The 17,340-nt window shown below is 62.2% G+C and carries 14 protein-coding genes and 2 tRNA genes; all 16 read left to right on the plus strand.

Annotated features, from left to right (window positions below):
- Positions 1-20 precede the first annotated feature (20 nt).
- A complete protein-coding gene (gene tuf / locus NXS98_RS00080; protein ID WP_283846412.1) occupies positions 21-1,211 on the plus strand; it encodes an elongation factor Tu in 1,191 nt (396 codons plus the stop codon).
- 104 nt (positions 1,212-1,315) lie between these two features.
- A tRNA-Trp gene (locus NXS98_RS00085) sits at positions 1,316-1,391 on the plus strand.
- Between the two features lie 10 nt (positions 1,392-1,401).
- Positions 1,402-1,490: transfer RNA gene (locus tag NXS98_RS00090), tRNA-Ser, on the plus strand.
- 17 nt (positions 1,491-1,507) lie between these two features.
- On the plus strand, positions 1,508-1,774 hold the full coding sequence (secE, locus tag NXS98_RS00095; RefSeq protein ID WP_283846413.1) for a preprotein translocase subunit SecE: 267 nt from the start codon (positions 1,508-1,510) through the stop codon (positions 1,772-1,774).
- A gap of 21 nt (positions 1,775-1,795) precedes the next feature.
- The gene (nusG, locus tag NXS98_RS00100) at positions 1,796-2,353 is read left to right on the plus strand and encodes a transcription termination/antitermination protein NusG (RefSeq protein ID WP_283846414.1); all 558 of its coding nucleotides are present in this window, start codon (positions 1,796-1,798) and stop codon (positions 2,351-2,353) included.
- Positions 2,354-2,386: 33 nt separating this feature from the next.
- Entirely contained in the window at positions 2,387-2,812 is a 426-nt protein-coding gene (gene rplK, locus NXS98_RS00105; RefSeq protein WP_283846415.1) for a 50S ribosomal protein L11, read from the plus strand.
- A 55-nt stretch (positions 2,813-2,867) separates the two neighbouring features.
- A complete protein-coding gene (gene rplA, locus NXS98_RS00110; protein WP_283846416.1) occupies positions 2,868-3,575 on the plus strand; it encodes a 50S ribosomal protein L1 in 708 nt (235 codons plus the stop codon).
- Positions 3,576-3,603: 28 nt separating this feature from the next.
- A complete protein-coding gene (rplJ, locus tag NXS98_RS00115) occupies positions 3,604-4,131 on the plus strand; it encodes a 50S ribosomal protein L10 (protein ID WP_283846417.1) in 528 nt (175 codons plus the stop codon).
- A 157-nt stretch (positions 4,132-4,288) separates the two neighbouring features.
- Positions 4,289-4,681 carry a 50S ribosomal protein L7/L12 gene (rplL, locus tag NXS98_RS00120; RefSeq protein WP_283846418.1) on the plus strand — a complete coding sequence of 131 codons (393 nt, stop codon included), beginning with the start codon at positions 4,289-4,291 and terminating at the stop codon, positions 4,679-4,681.
- 227 nt (positions 4,682-4,908) lie between these two features.
- Positions 4,909-8,802: a DNA-directed RNA polymerase subunit beta gene (gene rpoB, locus NXS98_RS00125; RefSeq protein ID WP_283846419.1), complete on the plus strand. Its 3,894-nt coding sequence runs from the start codon at positions 4,909-4,911 to the stop codon at positions 8,800-8,802.
- Positions 8,803-8,860: 58 nt separating this feature from the next.
- The gene (rpoC, locus tag NXS98_RS00130) at positions 8,861-13,033 is read left to right on the plus strand and encodes a DNA-directed RNA polymerase subunit beta' (protein ID WP_283846420.1); all 4,173 of its coding nucleotides are present in this window, start codon (positions 8,861-8,863) and stop codon (positions 13,031-13,033) included.
- A gap of 123 nt (positions 13,034-13,156) precedes the next feature.
- Entirely contained in the window at positions 13,157-13,546 is a 390-nt protein-coding gene (rpsL, locus tag NXS98_RS00135) for a 30S ribosomal protein S12 (protein ID WP_283846421.1), read from the plus strand.
- A 12-nt stretch (positions 13,547-13,558) separates the two neighbouring features.
- Positions 13,559-14,032 (plus strand): 30S ribosomal protein S7, encoded by a 474-nt coding sequence (gene rpsG / locus NXS98_RS00140; protein WP_283846422.1) that lies wholly within the window; start codon positions 13,559-13,561, stop codon positions 14,030-14,032.
- Positions 14,033-14,106: 74 nt separating this feature from the next.
- Complete coding sequence (gene fusA / locus NXS98_RS00145) at positions 14,107-16,281, plus strand: elongation factor G (protein WP_283846423.1); 2,175 nt, start codon at positions 14,107-14,109, stop codon at positions 16,279-16,281.
- A gap of 26 nt (positions 16,282-16,307) precedes the next feature.
- Positions 16,308-16,616 (plus strand): 30S ribosomal protein S10, encoded by a 309-nt coding sequence (rpsJ, locus tag NXS98_RS00150; RefSeq protein WP_283846424.1) that lies wholly within the window; start codon positions 16,308-16,310, stop codon positions 16,614-16,616.
- Between the two features lie 6 nt (positions 16,617-16,622).
- Positions 16,623-17,339, plus strand: coding sequence for a 50S ribosomal protein L3 (gene rplC / locus NXS98_RS00155; RefSeq protein ID WP_283846425.1), 717 nt, complete (start codon positions 16,623-16,625; stop codon positions 17,337-17,339).
- Position 17,340: the final 1 nt, after the last annotated feature.

Consider the following 17,340-nt stretch of genomic DNA (forward strand, 5'->3'; position numbering starts at 1 on the left):
CATCAACCGTAGGAACTGCGATGGCAAAAGAGCAATTTCAACGTACGAAACCACACGTCAACGTGGGGACGATTGGGCACATTGACCATGGGAAGTCCACGCTGACCGCTGCAATCGTGCATGTTCAGTCCCAGAAGGGGCTGGCCAAGCCGATCAGCTACGCCGACATCACCAAGGGCGGCACGGTGCGTGACGAAACCAAGACGGTGACCATCGCGGTGTCCCACGTGGAATACGAGAGCAACACCCGGCACTACGCGCACATTGACTGCCCCGGTCATGCGGACTTCATCAAAAACATGATCACCGGCGCGGCCCAGATGGACGGCGCGATTCTGGTGGTGGACGCGGCCGAAGGCCCGATGCCGCAGACGCGCGAGCACATTTTGCTGGCCCGCCAGGTGGGGGTGCCGGCGATTGTGGTGTTTTTGAACAAGATTGATTTGGTGGACGACAAGGACCTGCTGGACCTGGTGGAGATGGAAGTGCGCGATCTCCTGACCAAGTACGGTTTTGACGGCGCCAACGCGCCGGTAATCCGCGGCAGCTCGCGTGCGGCCATGGATTTGAAGCCGGAAGGCATCAAGGCCGTGGAAGACCTGCTGGAGGCGATTGACAAGTACATCCCGCTGCCCACCCGCGAGGTGGACAAGCCGTTCCTGATGTGCATTGAGGACGTGTTCAACATTGAAGGCCGGGGCACGGTGGTGACCGGCCGCGTGGAGCGCGGTTTGCTAAAGCGCATGGAGGAAGTGGAAATCGTGGGGTTGCGCGAGACGCGCAAGACGGTGGCCACGGACATTGAAATGTTCCGCAAGCTGCTGGACAGCGCGCAGGCGGGCGACAACGTGGGCGTGCTGCTGCGCGGCATCAAGAAGGACGAAGTGGAGCGCGGCATGGTGCTGGCCAAGCCCGGCTCGATTACGCCGCACACCCACTTCAAGGCCGAGGTGTACGTGCTGTCCAAGGAAGAGGGCGGGCGCCACACGCCGTTCTTCACCAATTACCGTCCGCAGTTCTATTTCCGCACCACGGACGTCACCGGCACGGTGACGCTGCCGCAGGGGGTGGAAATGGTGATGCCGGGCGACAACGTCTCCATGGAAATCAAGGTGATTGCGCCGGTGGCCATGGAGAAACTGCAACGGTTCGCCATCCGCGAAGGCGGCCGCACCATTGGGGCCGGCCGTATCACGGAAATTCTGGACTGAGTCAAGGTTTAAGCGGCGGCGGCGTCCCGCGGGGCGCGGGACGCCCCGGCGCGAACCACCGGCAAACGACCGGAGAGACATTGAGCAAGAATCTCTGCGGCAACAGGGCGTTAGCTCAATTGGTAGAGTAGCGGTCTCCAAAACCGCCTGTTGGGGGTTCGAGTCCCTCACGCCCTGCCAATTTTTTGCCGGAGAGGTGGCAGAGTGGTCTAATGCGGCGGTCTTGAAAACCGCTTCCCGCGTCGCGGGACGGGGGTTCGAATCCCTCCCTCTCCGCCAAGTCAGGAAACAACGATATGGATACAGGTGAAATCTTGAAGATTCTGGGCCTGGCCGCCCTGGCCGCCGTGGTGTTTTACCTTTGGCGGAAGGGGCATTTCCTGCGCCTGAATCGTTATATTCAAGAGACCCGCGAGGAGCTGCGCAAGTGCACCTGGCCTGGCCGGGAGGAGCTGAAGGGCAGCACGGTGGTGGTGATTGTGTCGGTGGCGCTGCTGAGCGCCTTTACCATTGTGGTGGACGTCGTGTTGCACCTGCTGGTCAACCTGGTGACGACGGTCTAGTTTTCGCCGCCTTCCAGATTTATGCCGCAACCTAAAAGTCAGTGGTTTGTTGTCCACACCCTCGCCGGCCAGGAGCTGAAGGTGAAGGACAGCCTTGAGAAGCGCATCAAGGCCGAGGAGATGCAGGAGTACATTGAGGAAGTGCTGGTGCCGATGGAGAAGATTGTGGATGTGCGCGGCGGCAAAAAGACCGTGAGCACCCGCAAATTGTACCCCGGCTATGTTTTTCTGCGGATGAAATTGCTGGATGAAAACAACCGGCTGATTGACCGGCCGTGGTATTTCGTCCGCGAGACCCAGGGCATCATTGGTTTTGTGGGGGGGGACCGTCCGACGCCGACGGCGGATGACGAAATTGAGAGCATCAAGGCGCAAATCAGCGAGTCGGAGGACGTGGAGAAGCCGAAGGTCAATTTTGAGGTGGGCGAAACCGTGAAGATTAATGACGGGCCCTTCCTGAACTTCAGCGGGGTGATTGAGGAAATCGAGCCGGAGCGCGGCAAGCTCAAAGTGACGGTGAACATCTTCGGGCGCAACACGCCGGTGGAGCTGGAATACTGGCAGGTGGAAAAGACCTGAGCGGCCCCGGAACCCCTGGATTGAGTCAAGTTTATGGCAAAGAAAGTTGTCGGTCAGATTAAACTGCAAATCACCGCCGGCCAGGCCACCCCGGCCCCGCCGGTCGGCCCGGCGCTGGGCCAGCATGGCGTGAACATCATGGCGTTCTGCAAAGAGTTCAACGCCAAGACCCAGAGCCAGGCCGGCATGACCATTCCGGTGGTCATCACGGTGTATCAGGACAAGTCGTTCACGTTCATCACCAAGTCGCCGCCGGCGTCGGTGTTGCTGAAGAAGGCGGCGGGGATTGCCAGCGGCTCCAAGGTGCCCAACAAGGAAAAGGTGGGCAAGGTGACGCGCAAACAGGTGATGGAAATTGTGAAGCTGAAGCAGAAGGATTTGAACGCCAACTCGGAAGAGGCGGCGTTCCGCATGATTGCGGGGACGGCCCGCAACATGGGCATTGAAATCGTGGACTAAACCATCAACCCCTGCGGGAGAGGGCAACCCCCTCGCTGGCACCGCACACAAGCACATGGCAGTTAAACGCAGCAAACGATACAAGAAGGCAATCAGCCTGCTCGGCGAACGCAAGCCCCAGCCGCTGAAGGCGGCGGTGGCGTTGCTGGCCAAAATGCCCCGGGCCAAATTCACGGAAACGGTGGACCTGGCCTTTCATCTGGGGGTGGACCCCAAGCAAAGCGATCAGATGATCCGCGGCACGGTGCCGCTGCCGCATGGCACCGGCAAGGTGGTGCGGGTGCTGGTCTTTGCCAAGCCCGGCGCAGCGGCCGAGGCGGCCAAGGCTGCCGGGGCGGAGTACGTGGGCTTTGATGACATGATCAAGAAGTGCCAGGAAGGCTGGGCGGAGTTTGACGTGGCGATTGCCACGCCGGAGGCCATGACGGAAGTCCGCAAGCTGGGCAAGATACTGGGCCCGCGGGGTCTGATGCCCAACCCGAAGACCGGCACGGTGACGGAAGACACCGCCAAGGCGGTCAAGGAGTTCAAGGCCGGCCGGGTGGAGTTTAAGGTGGACAAGGGGGGCAATGTGCATGTGCCGGTGGGGAAGATTAACTTTGCGCCGGAGCAGATTGAGGAAAACGCGCGGACGGTGATTGAGGCCATTTTCAAGGCGCGTCCCGCCAGTGTGAAAGGGCGGTATGTGCTGAGCTGCACGCTGTCCACCACCATGAGTCCGCCGGTGCCGGTGGATTTGAAGGAGTTTGCGACCACCGCCTAAGGGCGGGCTGCTTGCGGAGGAAAAGAACATGCGCGCTGAAAAACAATTTTTAACTCAGGAATATCTGGCCCGGTTGAACGCTTCGCCGTTCTTTCTGGCCGTGGACTACACCGGCCTGAAAGTGGCCCAGCTTACGGCCTTGCGCCGCCAGTTGGCCGAGGCCGGCGCCGAGCTGCACGTGGTCAAGAACACCGTTTTCCGGCACGCTGCCAAACAGGCGGGCGTGGAATTGCCGGGGCCGCTGGAAGGGCCGGTGGCGGTGGTGACGGGCAAAAAGGACGTCACCTTGGCGGCCAAGGCCTTGAAGGCGTTTGCGGCGGCGGAACAGGACAAGCCGAAAGTCCGTTTTGGCTATTTGAACAACCAGCGGCTGGATGCGTCCATGGTCATGGCGCTGGCGGAACTGCCGTCGCGCGAAGTGTTGCAGGCCAAGCTGCTGGGGCTGTTGCAGACCCCGGCCAGCCGGCTGGTGGCCCTGCTCAACACGCCGGCTTCGCAACTGGCCCGCGTGCTGCAGGCCAAGGCCGCGAAAGGCGAGGCCCCGGCGGCGGCCTGAGACACCTGGGCTGGAAAGCTGCAATCATCACTCTTTCCGTCCTCCATCGCCAATGGGGGGCGGGAAACGACAAAAACCTAACATGTAACTCGCCGGCTCGCGGGCAGCGGGCTGAATTCCGGCGCGGCCGCGCCGGGCGGCGAAACAGAAAGGACCTATGGCACTGGATAAAGCAAAAATCGTGGAAGAACTGAGCAACGCGACCGTGTTGGAGATCGCGGAGCTGGTGAAAGAACTGGAAGCCAAATGGGGCGTGACCGCGGCCGCACCGGTGGCGGTGGCGGCGGCGGCGCCGGCGGGCGGCGCGGCGGCAGCGGCGCCGGCTGAAGTCAAGGACACCTTTGATGTGATCCTGGCCAAGGTGCCGGCGGACAAGAAGATCCCCGTCATCAAGGCAGTGCGCGAAATCAAGGCCGGTCTGGGTCTGGCGGAAGCCAAGGCGCTGGTGGAAGGCGCTCCCAAGCCGGTGCTGGAAGGCGCCAACAAGGCGGATGCCGAAGCGGCCAAGAAGAAGCTCGAAGAGGCCGGCGCATCCGTGGAACTCAAGTAATTGTCCGCAGGAGGGGTGGCGCCGGGTGGCGCCGCCCCTTCGGCTGGCCGCCGAAGGCGCGGCCGGCGGGTGGACCGGCAAAGCAAGAAGAAAGCCTAATATCGGTCGGATTCATCCATGTTTGGGCGAGCGCCCCCTGGAGCAGGGGGGACTCGCCTTGTGCTGTCTAAGCCCGAAACTGGCCGGGCGGCTGCGCCACAGCCGACTGGCATAACCTAGCAAGACTCATGTCAACGCGAGCCATCGAACGCAAAAACTTCGGCAAGATCAAAGAAGTGATCGCCCCGCCGAATTTGATTGAACTGCAGACCACCTCCTACAAGGAATTCCTGCAGGCCGATGTGCCGCCCAGTAAACGCAAGGACGTGGGCTTGCAGGCGGTGTTTCGCGAGGTGTTTCCGGTGGAGATCTACGACGGCAAGTTCAAGCTGGACTTTGCCTCCTACAAAATCGGCGAGCCGAAGATGACCTGGCTGGAGTGCCTGCGCGAAGGCCAGACCTACGGCGCGCCCCTGCACGTCACCTTCCGCCTCGAAGAAAACGGCAAGGTGGCCCGGGAGGAGGAGGTGTTCATGGGGGAACTGCCGCTCATGACGCCCCAGGGCAGTTTTGTCATCAATGGCGCCGAGCGGGTCATTGTCAGCCAGTTGCATCGCTCGCCCGGCATTGCCTTTGAGGCGACCCAGCATCCCAACGGCAAGACGCTGCACTCTTTCCGCATCATTCCCGACCGCGGTTCCTGGTACGAGGCTCAGTTTGACACCAGCGATTTGCTGTATGTGTATCTGGACCGCAAGAAACGCCGCCGGAAATTCCTGACCACCACCTTTTTCCGGGCGCTGGCGTTTCTGGAGGAATCCGAGAAAGGCAAGAACGAGGCGACCCGGGGCAGTGATGCCGAGCTGTTGAAGCTTTTTTACACCATTGAGGAGCTGCCCATCAAGGAGGCCGACAAGCGGGACGATTTGCCCAACAAGGTGCTCATCGAGGACGTGATGGACGAGGAGAAGGGGCTGGTGGTGGCCCGTGCGTTTGAGCCCTTGTCGCGGGCGGTGGTGAAGCAAATTGCCGAGCTGGGGTACAAGACGCTGCGGGTGGTGGACACGTCGGTGGACGACGGCATCATCATCAAGTGCATCAAGAAAGACCCCACCAAGAACGAGGACGAGGCCCTGAAGGACATTTACCGCCGGCTGCGGCCGGGGGACCCGCCCACCGCCGCCAACGCGCGCGCGCTGATCAAGCGGCTGTTTTTTGACCCCAAGCGTTATGACCTGGGCCGCGTGGGGCGTTACAAGATTAATCAGAAGCTCAATCTGCCCAAGAACGACACGCGCATCCTCACCAAGACGGACCTGGTGGAGGCCACCAAGTACCTGCTGCGCCTGAAGAAGGGCGAGGGGACGCTGGATGACATTGACCACCTGGGCAGCCGGCGGGTGCGGACGGTGGGCGAATTGCTGGCCAACCAGTGCCGCGTGGGGCTGGCCCGGACGGAGCGCCTGGTGAAAGAGCGCATGACGCTGTTTGACCAGTCGCTGGAGGCCATGACGCCGCAGAAGCTCATCAACCCCAAGGCGCTGTCGGCGGTGATTCGTGATTTCTTTGGCCGCAGCCAGCTCAGCCAGTTCATGGATCAGATCAATCCGCTGGCGGAGCTGACGCACAAGCGGCGTTTGTCGGCGCTGGGGCCGGGCGGGTTGTCCCGGGACCGCGCGGGTTTCGAGGTGCGCGACGTGCATCCCAGCCATTACGGGCGCATCTGCCCGGTGGAGACGCCGGAAGGCCCGAACATTGGCTTGATTGCCTCGCTGGCCACCTTTGCGCGGGTCAATGAATTTGGCTTCCTGGAGACGCCTTACCGCAAGGTGGAAAAGGGCCGCGTGACCGATGAGATTGAGTACCTCACGGCGGACCGCGAGGAAAACTACATCGTGGCGCAGGCCAACGCGCCGATTGATGAGAAGGGCCACTTTACCACGCCGACGGTGACGTGCCGCCGCAAGGGCGACTTTGTGGACGTGGAGCCGGCGAAGGTCAATTACATGGACGTGTCGCCCAAGCAGTTGGTGTCGGTGGCGGCCAGTTTGATTCCGTTCCTGGAGCACGACGACGCCAACCGCGCACTGATGGGCTCCAACATGCAACGGCAGGCGGTGCCGTTGCTGGTGACCGAGACGCCGCTGGTGGCCACCGGCCTGGAGGAGCGCGTGGCGCGCGACTCCTGCGCCGTGGTGGTGGCCGAGGACAACGGCAAGGTGGCCAGCGTGACGGGCAACCAGATCATCATCACGCGCGACGGCAAGCTGCCCGAGGGCAAGCGCAAGATCAAACACGATCCCGAAAATGGGATTTATGTGTACGGCCTGCGCAAATTCATGCGCTCCAACGCCGCCACGTGTGTCAACCAGAAGGCCCTGGTCAACCGGGGCGACACGGTGAAGAAGGGGCAGGTGATTGCCGACGGCCCGTGCACGGCGCAGGGCGAGCTGGCGCTGGGCCGCAACGTGCTGGTGGCTTTCATGCCGTGGAACGGCTACAACTTTGAGGACGCCATTCTCATCAGCGAGCGCATTGTCAAGGAGGACATTTTCACCTCCATCCACATTGACGAGTTTGAGGTGAGCGCCCGCGACACCAAGCTGGGGCCGGAGGAAATCACCCGCGACATTCCCAACCTGGGCGAGGAAGCCCTGAAGAATCTGGGGCCGGATGGGGTCATCCGCGTGGGGGCGGAGGTCAAGCCGGGCGACATTCTGGTGGGCAAGATTACGCCCAAGAGCGAGACGGAGCTGGCGCCGGAGGAGCGGTTGTTGCGCGCCATCTTTGGCGAGAAGGCGGCCGATGTCAAGGACACCTCCCTGAAGGTGCCCTCGGGCACGTATGGCATTGTCATGGATGTCAAGGTTTCCGCCAAAAAGGAAAAGGAGGGCGAGAAAGAGCCCCGCGCCGAGGCGGGGGAAAACCGGCGGGCGGCCAAGCAGGTGCAGGAGGAGTACCGGGCCAAGACCGAGGAGCTGCGCGAGCAGTTGACGGAGGCCTTGAGCAACATTCTGCTGGGGGAAAAGATTCCGCTGGACGTGGTAAACAGCGAGACGGGCGAGATCATCATCCCGGCCAATCGCAAGATCACCAAGACGTTGTTGCGCAAGCTGGCGCTGGTCTATGACCGCATTGAGATTGATCCTTCGCCCATTCGCAACAAGATCAACGAAATCATTGGCGGCTTCAAAAAGAAGTTCGAGGATTTGCAGTCGCAACTGGACCAGGAGATGGAGCGGGTGGAGGCGGGCGATGAAATTGACGCCGGCATCATCAAGATGGTGAAGGTGTACATTGCCTCCAAGCGCAAACTGTCGGTGGGCGACAAAATGGCCGGACGCCACGGCAACAAGGGCGTGGTGGCCAAGATTGTGCCGGAGGAAGACATGCCCTTCCTGGCCGATGGGACGCCGGTGGACATTGTGCTCAATCCGCTGGGCGTGCCGTCGCGCATGAACGTGGGGCAGGTGCTGGAAACCCACCTGGGTTATGCCGCCCGATTGCTGGGCTTGAAGTTCGCCACGCCGGTGTTTGACGGCATCAAGGAAAAGGACATCTGGGAATTCATCAAGCAGGCGGCGCAAACGCCGGTGGGCCGGGAGCAGGGGCTGCAGCCCAACGGCAAGGCGCGCGTGTTTGACGGGCGCACCGGCGAGCCGTTCGACCAGGAGGTGGTGGTGGGCTACATCTACATGATGAAGCTGGGCCATCTGGTGGCGGACAAAATCCACGCCCGCGCCGTGGGGCCGTATTCGCTGGTCACGCAGCAGCCGCTGGGCGGCAAGGCGCAATACGGCGGCCAGCGCTTCGGCGAAATGGAAGTGTGGGCCATGGAGGCCTATGGCGCCGCCTACACGCTGCAGGAGCTGCTCACCGTCAAGTCGGACGATGTGCAGGGCCGCACGCGCATTTACGAGAGCATTGTCAAAGGGGACAACTGCCTGGAGGCCGGCATACCGGAATCGTTCAACGTGCTGGTGAAGGAAATGCAATCGCTGGGGTTGGACGTGAAGGTGGGCTACACCAACCCGATTGAACATCAACCGACCACCCCGGCCGCCGCCCTGGCCAACTTGTAATTAACCTTGCAGAGCCGGCGGGCGGGGCTGTCCCTGCCCGCCCCTAGCCACAGCCACTATGAATACGAAAGAAACCGCACGCGAGCTGCTCGGACTGGACAAGGTCAATCAGGTGGATTACGTCGCCATCTCGATTGCCTCGCCCGAGGCCATTCGTTCCTGGAGCAAAGGCGAGGTCAAGAACCCGGAGACCATCAATTACCGCACCTTCAAGCCGGAGCGCGGCGGTCTGTTTTGCGAGCGCATTTTCGGCCCCGTCAAGGACTGGGAATGCTCCTGCGGCAAATACAAGCGCATCAAACATCGCGGCGTGGTGTGCGACCGCTGCGGCGTGGAAGTCACGCTGGCGCGCGTGCGCCGGGAGCGCATGGGGCACATCGAGCTGGCGGTGCCGGTCTCGCACATCTGGTTTTTCAAGTGCATGCCTTCGCGCATTGGGCTGGTGCTGGACATGACGGCGCGCGACCTCGAGCGGGTGATTTACTACGAGGATTACATGGTCATTGACCCGGGCCAGACGCCGCTGCAGCTCCACCAGTTGCTCAGCGAGCATGAATACCGCGAGGCCCGCGAAACCTACGGGCCGGACGCCTTTGTGGCCAAGATGGGCGCCGAGGCCGTGCGCGAGGCGCTGGCCAACGTGAACCTGCCGCGCCAGATTGACAAGCTCCAGCAGCAGATGCAGGAGACCAAGAGCAAGCAGATTCGCAAGAAACTGGCCAAGCGCATCCGGCTCCTGGGGGCGTTTGTGGAGAACCGGGTGAAGCCCGAATGGATGATTCTCACGGTGCTGCCGGTGATTCCGCCCGACCTGCGCCCGCTGGTGCCGCTGGAGGGCGGGCGTTTTGCGACCTCGGACCTCAACGATTTGTACCGGCGGGTCATCAACCGCAACAACCGCCTCAAGAACCTGCTGCAGCTCAAAACGCCGGAGGTCATCATCCGCAACGAAAAGCGCATGTTGCAGGAGGCGGTGGACGCGCTGTTTGACAACGGCCGCCACGGGCGCGCCGTGACGGGCGCCGGCAACCGTCCGCTCAAATCCCTCAGCGACATGCTCAAGGGCAAAAGCGGGCGGTTCCGCCAGAACCTGCTGGGCAAGCGCGTGGACTACAGCGGGCGCTCGGTCATCGTGATTGGACCGGAGCTGAAGCTGCATCAATGCGGTCTGCCCAAGAAGATGGCGCTGGTGTTGTTCGAGCCGTTCATCATCCGCCGGCTCAAGGAGCTGGGCTTTGTGCACACGGTGCGCTCGGCCAAGAAGATGATTGAACGCCAGGCCACCGAGGTGTGGGATATTCTGGAGGAGGTCACCAAGGGCCATCCGGTGCTGCTCAACCGCGCGCCCACGCTGCACCGGCTTTCGATTCAGGCCTTCGAGCCGATGCTCATCGAGGGCGAGGCCATCCGCATTCATCCGCTGGTCTGCACGGCATACAACGCGGACTTCGACGGCGACCAGATGGCGGTGCACGTGCCCTTGTCCATCGAGGCGCAGATGGAGGCGCGCCTGCTGATGATGGCGCCCAACAACATTTTCAGCCCCTCCAGCGGGCGGCCCATCATGACGCCCACCCAGGACATCACCCTGGGGTGCTTCTATCTCACGGCCGAGCCGCGGCAGCCCAAGGACCCCAACAAGCGCCTGATGCTGTTTGGCTCGAAGGAGGAGGTCATTTTTGCGTACCGGGAGGGCGAGCTGAAGACGCACAGCCGCGTGCGCCTGGCCAACCCGGACTACGGCCGGCAGACGGTCTATGGGGATCCGCGGAGCAAGGTGATCGAAACCACTGTGGGGCGGGTCATCTTCAGCGAGGTCTGGCCGGAGCGGCTGGGCTTCTTCAACAAGGTGGCGGGCAAGAACGAATTGGGCGACCTCATCTGGAACTGCTACAAGCATTGCGGCCATGATGAGACCATCGCCACCCTGGACCGGCTGAAGGAGCTGGGCTTCCGCGAGGCCACCCGCGCGGGCGTGTCCATCGGCATTGAGGACATGATCATCCCCGAGGAGAAGGAGAAGCAGATTCGCGAGGCGCAAAAGCAGATTGCCGAGGTGGAGAAGCAGTACCGCAAGGGCGTGATTACCGACGGCGAGCGGTATAACAAGATTGTGGACATCTGGACGCACTGCACCGACCAGATTTCCACTGTCATGCTCCAGACCCTGGAGCGCAACCGGAACAAATCCGAGTACAACCCCATCTTCCTCATGGTCAACTCCGGCGCCCGCGGCAACAAGCAGCAGGTGCGCCAGTTGGCCGGCCTGCGCGGCCTCATGGCCAAGCCCAGCGGCGACATCATCGAGAAGCCGATTCTCTCGAATTTCCGCGAGGGTCTGACGGTGCTCGAGTACTTCATTTCCACGCACGGCGCCCGCAAGGGGCTGGCCGACACGGCGCTGAAGACCGCCGACTCCGGCTACATGACCCGCAAGCTGGTGGACGTGGCCCAGGACGTGATTGTGCGCGAGGAGGACTGCGGCACGGTCAACGGCATCTGGGTGCAGGCCATCATGGAGGGCGAGGATGAAATTGTCAAACTGCGCGACCGCCTGGTGGGCCGCTGCGCGTGCGACGACATTTACGACCCGCTGGACCCCAAACGCGTGCTGGTCCAGGCCAACGAGGAAATTGACGAGGAAAAGGCGCGGGCCATTGAGAACGCCAACATTGAGCGCGTGAAGATTCGCTCGGTGCTCACCTGCGAAAGCAAGCACGGGGTGTGCATCCGCTGTTACGGGCGCAACCTGGCCACCGGCCAGATGGTCAAGCTGGGCGAGGCGGTGGGAATCATTGCCGCGCAGTCCATCGGTGAGCCGGGGACGCAGTTGACGATGCGGACCTTCCACATCGGCGGCACGGCGTCGCAGGTGTTCAAGCAGCCGCAGATCAAGGCCAAGCACGATGGCATCATCAAGTACCACGAGCTGCGCTGCGTGCCGCTGCAGGATGGCAACCACATTGTGCTCAACAAGAACGGCAGCATTGTGGTGCTGGGCGAGGACGGGCGCGAGCTGGAAAGCCACACGCTGGTCATCGGCTCGGTCATTTCGATTCCCGATGGCGGCCGGGTCAAGAAGGGCGAGGCCTTCGTGCAATGGGACCCGTACAACGTGCCGATTATTTCGGAAAAGAGCGGGCGCATCCGGTTCCATGACATCATCGAAGGCGTGACGATGAAGCAGGAGGAGGACGAGGCCACCGGGCAGCAGGCCAAGGTGGTCATTGACCACAAGGAGGACCTCCACCCGCAGATCATCATTCTCGATGAGGAAACCAACGAGATGATCGCCAGCTACCCGATTCCGTCCGGCGCCCACATCGTGGTGGACGAGGACGACATCATCGAGGCGGGCGCCCTGCTGGCCAAGACGCCGCGCAAGGTGAGCAAAACCAAGGACATTACCGGCGGTCTGCCGCGCGTGGCCGAGCTGTTTGAGGCGCGCCGGCCGAAGGATGCCGCGGAAATCTCCAAGATTGACGGCGTGGTGGACTTTGGCCCGACGGTGCGCGGCAAGCGGTGCATCATCATCAAGGACCCGCAGACCGGCCAGGAGGAGGAGCATCTCATTCCGATTGGCAAGCACGTCATTGTGTTCAAGGGCGACGTGGTCAAGCGGGGGCAGCAGTTGACGGAAGGCCCGATTGACCCGCATGAGATTCTGGAAATCTGCGGCTCGCAGCAGTTGCAGGAGCACCTGGTGAACGAGGTGCAGGAGGTGTACCGCCTGCAGGGTGTCACCATCAATGACAAGCACATTGAAATCATCGTCCGCCAGATGCTGCGCAAGGTGCGCATCACCGAGCCGGGTGACACCCGGTTCCTGTGGGGCGAGCAGGTGGACAAGCTGGAGTTCGAGGAGGAAAACCAGCGCGTGGAAAAACTCGGCGGCAAGCCGGCCGAGTGCCAGCCCGTGCTGCTGGGCATCACCAAGGCCTCGCTCGAAACCGAAAGCTTCCTCAGCGCGGCGTCCTTCCAGGACACCACGCGGGTGCTGACCGAGGCCGCCACCACCTCGCGCGTGGATTATCTGCGCGGGTTCAAGGAAAATGTCATCATGGGCCACATCATCCCGGCGGGCACCGGCTATCCGGCCCACCGCAATGTGCAGTTGAAACCGCTGGTGGAGCTGGAGGAGACCGCGCCCGAAGCCGCGCCGGCGGCGGCCGCCGCCGGGGAGGGCGAGGGCGTGGAGACGGCGCCGGAAGGCGGCGCGACCGGCGAATGAGTTGTCAAGCAAAAAATTTTTTTGAAATACTTGTTGCAACCTGAAAACTCTTTGCTAATATCCGCGCTCCTTTCCTCTCCCGGGGAAGGGCGCTGAAAGAAGCAAAACACGGAAATTACAATAATGCCGACGATTAATCAGCTCGTCCGTTTTGGGCGCCGCAAGGTCGCCACGAAGTCGAAGGCGCCGGCCCTCGAAGGGTCGCCCTTCCGGCGCGGCGTCTGCATTCAGGTCATGACGCGCACGCCGAAGAAACCGAACTCGGCCATGCGCAAGGTGGCCAAGGTGCGCCTCACCAACGGGTATGAGGTCATCGCCTACATTCCCGATGAGGGCCACAACCTGCAGGAGCACTCGATTGTGCTGGTGCGCGGGGGCCGGGTCAAGGACCTGCCCGGCGTGCGCTATCACATTGTCCGCGGCACCCTGGACGCCGCGGGGGTGGAGAAGCGCCGCGTGAGCCGTTCCAAGTACGGGGTGAAACGGCCCAAGGCCGCCCCGGCGAAAGCTTAAGGATTTGTTGTTATGTCTCGACGTCGTCAAGCAGTCCGCCGGCCCATGGCCGAAGACCCGAAGTACCACAGCGTGCTGGTCACCCGGCTGATCAACACGGTGATGAAGTGGGGCAAGAAGAGCACGGCCCAGCGGATTGTTTATGGGGCCTTTGACCAGATTGTGGCCAAGAATCCCCAGATCAATCCCCTGGAGGTGCTGCAGCGCGCGGTGGACAACGCGAAACCGCGCATTGAGACCAAGGCCCGCCGTGTGGGCGGCGCCACGTACCAGGTGCCCCTGGAAGTGCCGCCCGACCGGCAGATTTCCCTGGCCATGCGCTGGATGGTGGATTTTGCCGACGCCCGCAAGGGCATCGCCATGCGCGAGGCGCTGGCGGCGGAAATCATGGACGCCTACCAGGGACAGGGCAACGCCATACGCAAACGCGACGAGGTCCATCGGATGGCTCAGGCCAACAAAGCCTTTGCCCATTTCCGCTGGTAGTGGTGGTCCTTGGACGCCCCGTCGGCTGCGCTGTGAACCGGGGCGTTTTTATTGTCTGATACGGAAAATTTTGCATGGAAACTGCGACGGAAAAGAAAGTGCTCGATGCGCCGAACCGGCCTTATCCGCTGGCCCGGACTCGCAATATTGGGATTGCCGCGCACATTGATGCCGGCAAGACCACGACCACCGAGCGCATTCTTTATTACACCGGCCTCATCCACCGCATGGGCGATGTGGATGATGGCAACACGGTGACCGACTGGATGGAGCAGGAGCGCGAGCGGGGCATCACCATCACCTCGGCCGCCACCACCTGCTACTGGAAGCCCAAGGAGGACGGCTGCGCCAAGCTTTTTGCCGGCGAGGCCTTCCGCATCAACATCATTGACACGCCCGGCCACGTGGACTTCACCGCCGAGGTGGAGCGCTCCATGCGCGTGCTGGACGGCGCGGTGGCGGTCTTCTGCGGCGTGGCCGGGGTGCAGCCCCAGTCCGAGACGGTCTGGCGCCAGGCCAGCAAATACCGCGTGCCCCGCATCGCGTTCATCAACAAGATGGACCGCACGGGCGCCAATTTTGAGAACGCGCTGAGTGACCTGCGCCGCAAGCTGGGGGCCTATGCCTACCCGGTGATGCTGCCCATCGGCAAGGAAGACCATTTCCAGGGGGTGATTGATGTCGTCAATCAGAAGGCCATCGTTTACGACCCGGAGGATGAGCTGGGCGTCAAGTTTTCCATCACCGACATCCCGGCCGATTTACGCGAGCGGGCCGCCGCCGCCCTGGCCGAGCTGATTGATGCCGTCTCCAACAAGGATGAGACTGTTGCTGAGCTGGTCATTGAGGAAAAGCCGGTGGACGCACTCACGCTGAAGGCGGCCATTCGTCGGCTGACGTGCAGTCTGGAGCTGGTGCCGGTGCTGTGTGGGAGCGCCTTCCGCAAGCGCGGCGTGCAGCCGCTCATTGACGCCATTGTGGATTACCTGCCCAGCCCGCTGGACGTGCCGCCGGCGCAGGGCGAAGACCCGGATGACCACTCGCCGGTGATGGTGCACGCCAATGACCAGGGCAAGTTCTGCGCGCTGGCCTTCAAGCTGTGGACGGACGCCTACGCCGGCAAGCTGGTGTTCTTCCGCGTGTATAGCGGCACCTTGAAGAAGGGTGACATCATTTTCAATCCGCGCACCCGCAAGCGCGAGCGGGTCAACCGCCTGATGATGATTCAGGCCGACAAACGGCTGGATGTGGAGCAGGTGTTCTCCGGGGACATTGCCGCCCTGGTGGGGCTGCGCAACATCACCACCGGCGACACCTTGTGTGACGAGGATTTCAGCGTGCTGCTGGAGCCGCCCACCTTCCCCGAGCCGGTCATCAGCATGGCCATTGAGCCCAAGACCAAGGGCGACCGGGACAAGCTCACCGAGGGTTTGCAGCGCCTGGCCGAGGAAGACCCCACCTTCCGCGTGTTCACCAACCAGGAGACCGGCCAGCTCATCATTGCCGGCATGGGCGAGCTGCACCTGGAAATCATCCGGGACCGTCTTTACCGCGAGTTCAACGTGCAAGCCAACGCCGGCGCGCCGCAGATTGCCTACCGCGAGACCATCACCGCCAAAGCCGAGGGCGAAGGCAAGTTCATCCGCCAGTCCGGCGGGCGCGGGCAGTACGGCCACGCCATCATTCACATTGAGCCGAACGAGCGCGGCAAGGGCGTGCAGATTGAGAGCAAGATTGTGGGCGGCGCCATTCCCAAGGAATACATCCCGGCCGTCATCAACGGCATCGAGGAGGCCGTGCGCACCGGCGTGTATGCCGGCTACCAGATTATTGACATCAAGGTGGACATCGTGGACGGCACCTTCCACGAAGTGGACTCCAGCGAGCTGGCCTTCAAGATGGCCGGCATCTTTGCCCTGAAAGAGGCCTTCCGCAAGGCCAACCCCATCCTGCTGGAGCCGGTCATGAAGGTGGAAGTCACCACGCCCGACGAATATCAGGGGGATATTCTGGGCGACATCAACCGCCGCCGCGGCCACGTGGAGCACATCGAAGTGCGCAACGGCGCCACCGTGCTCACCGCGCGCGTGCCGCTGGCGGAAATGTTTGGCTATGCCACGGCCATCCGGAGCCTCTCCAAGGGGCGCGCCTCCTACGCGATGGAGCCGCTGACCTTCGAGCCGGTGCCGGCGAGCATCTCGGCCCAGCTTTTGGACCAGGCCAAAAACCGGCCTGCGGCGCGGAGTTAACCTTTAACCCTTAACTTGTTCTTTATATGCCTGGACAACGCATACGGATTCGCCTCAAAGGCTACGATTACCGCATCGTGGACTCCTCGGCGCATGAAATTGTCGAAACGGTGAAACGCACCGGCGCCCGCGTGGCCGGGCCGGTGCCGCTGCCCACCCGCATTGAGCGGTTCACGGTGCTGCGCTCGCCGCATGCCGACAAGAAATCCCAGGAAACCTTTGAACAACGCACCCACAAACGGCTGATTGACATCATCGAGCCGACCGCCAAGACCGTGGACGAGCTGAAAAAGCTCACCCTGCCGGCGGGGGTTGACATCACCATTAAAATCTAAGTCTCTATGATTGGTTTACTTGGCAAAAAGCTGGGGCACGCCCGCGTGTATGACGCCAACGGTGTCATCGTGCCGGTGACCATTGTGCAGGCCGGTCCCAACCGTGTGCTGCAATGCAAAACGCCCGAGCGCGACGGCTACAAGGCCGTGCAGCTTGGTTTTGGCGAGCAGAAGGAGTCCCGCCTCACCAAGCCGGTGCTTGGCCACGTGAAAAAGCACAACGGCACGCCGCCCCGCATCATCCGCGAATTTCGCGATTTTGAGCTGGAGGTGAAACCGGGCGACACCGTGGGGGTCAACATTTTCCGCGCGGGCGATTACGTGGACGCGGTTGGCATCACCAAGGGGCGCGGCTTTGAGGGCGTGGTGAAGCGGCATCACTTCCGCGGCGGCGACATGAGCCACGGCGCCAAGGGCTGGCACCGGCGCAGCGGCGCCATTGGCTGCCGCCTCTTTCCGGGCACGGTCAACCGCGGCATGAAGATGCCGGGCCACATGGGCCAGGTGCGCCGCACGGTGCAAAACCTGCAAATCATCCAGGTGCGCGAGGCGGAAAACCTCCTGCTCATCAAAGGCTCGATGCCCGGCGCCGAAGGGGACTACGTCATCATCCGCGAGTCCAAGAAGCGCTCGCGCGTCCTCGAAAAAGCGCGCCAGGAGCGCATTGAGAAACATAAATCCATGGCCAAGGGCGGCAAAGCCAAGGCCGCGGCCAAGAAGTGAG

Origin of the sequence: Fontisphaera persica (genome assembly GCF_024832785.1) — a bacterium.
Classification (GTDB): Bacteria; Verrucomicrobiota; Verrucomicrobiia; order Limisphaerales; family Fontisphaeraceae; genus Fontisphaera; species Fontisphaera persica.